The organism is Herbaspirillum sp. YR522 (assembly GCF_000282575.1).
Classification (GTDB): domain Bacteria; phylum Pseudomonadota; class Gammaproteobacteria; order Burkholderiales; family Burkholderiaceae_D; genus Herbaspirillum.
In genome coordinates, this window is the sequence record NZ_AKJA01000001.1 from 1 (window position 1) to 1,956 (window position 1,956).

The following is a 1,956-nucleotide window of genomic DNA, read 5'->3' on the forward strand; positions in this document are numbered from 1 at the left end:
GGCCGCCGGCGGCCGCCACCTCCATGGCGCGCCGCGCCTGCAACTGCCCTTTTACATCGCTGAAGTCCGGCCATGCCGATGGGGCCGCACAGGCGGTGCCGACATGAGGCTGCAACCGTTCGGTTGGATCGCGGGTAGAGAAATGGGCGCATACCTGCAGCAGCGAATGCGCCGGCAGGATCACGGCATCCTTCACCAACGCCGCTTCGTCGGCGTTGGCATGCGGCAGGATGAAGGAGCGGCGGGCTTGGCCGCCCTGCTCGCGCACCATGGCGCAGGCCATCGCCAATGCGCCACGCACGGGCAAGACCTGGCCCGACAGCGCCAGCTCGCCAGCGAATTCGTACTGGTCGAGGCTGTCGCCGGGGATCTGCGACGAGGCGGCCAGGATGCCCAGCGCAATGGCCAGGTCGAAGCGCCCCGATTCCTTGGGCAGGTCGGCCGGCGCCAGGTTGGCGGTAGTGGAAAATGTATTCTCTATCTTTGAATCATATAACCGAATGGCCGCCTAGGTGCACTATGCCAAGATAGGAGTACTCACGATATGTCAGACATCGACAAAATCCATATACGCGCGACACATGTTTCCAATGGAAATCGTCATTTTGCGACGATAGTGTTTGATTGCAAAAAAATTGGCGCCCCCGGTGGGACGTGGGCACGAGTGGTAGTAGAAAGACTTGCGAGACTGGCATTTGTCGAGCCATTTTCGAGTCAAGAAGTACGGATGCTATATGCCGTGTTCGAATTAATAGCTAACGACGTATTGTGCCGGAGCATATATGCGCGACCAATGAAGGAGATTTGGCGGACAGAGATGAGACAACTCTTTGCACAAGTCGAAGAATTAATTGGACGCTCGGAGAAGTGGGGAGATGCAGTTAAAGCGAAAGCCTCGATGGGATTTCGTCGTCGGATGACGGAGATGATCAAGGAAGGGGAGTTCGCGGAATCTCTTCGTCGCCATTCGACCTATTACCGAACAAAACTCACAGGAAAGCATCTGCCTCGACCTATTCTCAGTCCAGAACTGGGGGATTTAAAAATGCCTGAGGATGCGCCAATTGATGCATTCCCTCACACAAATGCCATCGACCTCAAGAATAAAATAAAGAAGAGACTCGATGAAGATGTAAGGACGATATTGGATGCTTGTGTTTCCGATCTGAGATCATGGCAAAAAATTAGACAACAGCTACTGGAACTTGCACGGATCGAACGCAGTGATATCGAAATGGACAACGCCATTAATTTTTTAAATGGCGGGCAGTACGAGCGCGAAAGATCTCTACAGAATTTCTATGAGAAGGGCATCTTCAGGCCAGAGAGGTTTTTAAGCGCGGCCTCAAAAATATGTACCGAATCGTTGCATTGGGCACGAATCAAAGAGATCAAAGTCATCGGGAAATCCGTTCATTCGCTTGCTATGGTGAGAGCTTTAGATCCGAACGAATTTGTAGTTCGGAATGTGCATTTTGGCCACGTCATACTAATGGCGTTACGTGCACACTTTTTGGAACTGGCGAACGCTTTCATCATTTTACTTATTCATACCGGTTGGAATGCAGCCTCGTTGAGGAGTCTAACGAGGCCTAGAGTAAGAGAAGCAGCGTCTGGGTATCTAATTCAAGGATTTAAAGGAAAGACGGGAAAAGACACACCAGAGGTCTTTCTAGATAAATCTCATCGCGGAGCTATAGAGGCTATAGAGCTCATGCTTTGGAACCACCAAAATCTAAAGCAGAGAGGCCTTATTTCTCCCGACGATATGCAGTTGTGGCATATGTGGCCTAAAGCCGGAGTGATACATCAAATGGGAAGCCTTGATGAGCCTATACGGCTCTTGGGTGAAAAATATGGTGTGAAGCGCTTTACTCTCGATCAAATTCGGTCACACATGCTGGTGCGCCTCGCTGTGAGGCATGGCACAGCCGAAGCGGCTCCTGTGGCCGCTGG

Annotated in this window: 1 protein-coding gene and 1 pseudogene; one reads left to right on the forward strand and one right to left on the reverse strand. The window is 51.8% G+C overall.

Going from position 1 to position 1,956, the window contains the following annotated elements:
- Nucleotides 1-460 (reverse strand): annotated as a pseudogene (locus PMI40_RS23055) (magnesium chelatase domain-containing protein); the annotation flags it as partial.
- Nucleotides 461-817: 357 nt separating this feature from the next.
- Here PMI40_RS23055 and PMI40_RS23565 point away from each other — a divergent pair.
- Nucleotides 818-1,956, forward strand: a 1,139-nt coding sequence (locus PMI40_RS23565) for a hypothetical protein (protein WP_238540865.1), incomplete at its 3' end; no start/stop codon positions are given.